This window comes from Streptomyces violaceorubidus (assembly GCF_000717995.1).
Lineage (GTDB): Bacteria > Actinomycetota > Actinomycetes > Streptomycetales > Streptomycetaceae > Streptomyces > Streptomyces violaceorubidus.
Map to the genome: position 1 here is coordinate 1 of NZ_JODM01000246.1, position 222 is coordinate 222.

Sequence of the window (222 nt, forward strand, 5' to 3'; positions counted from 1 at the left end):
TCCTGCTTCTTGTACTCGTTGTACTTCTTCAGACCGCCGTGGTACTCGTCCATCCAGTTCTTGGCGAACGTGCCGTCCTGGATCTCGGCGAGGACCTTCCTCATCTCGGCCTTGGTGGCGTCGGTGATGATCCGCGGGCCGGTGACGTAGTCGCCCCACTCGGCGGTCTCGGAGATCGACCAGCGCATCTTCTCCAGGCCGCCCTCGTACATGAGGTCCACG

Annotated in this window: 1 pseudogene; it reads right to left on the reverse strand. The window is 62.2% G+C overall.

From position 1 onward, the window contains the following. Window positions 1-222 (reverse strand): annotated as a pseudogene (locus tag IE94_RS0134955) (ketol-acid reductoisomerase); the annotation flags it as partial.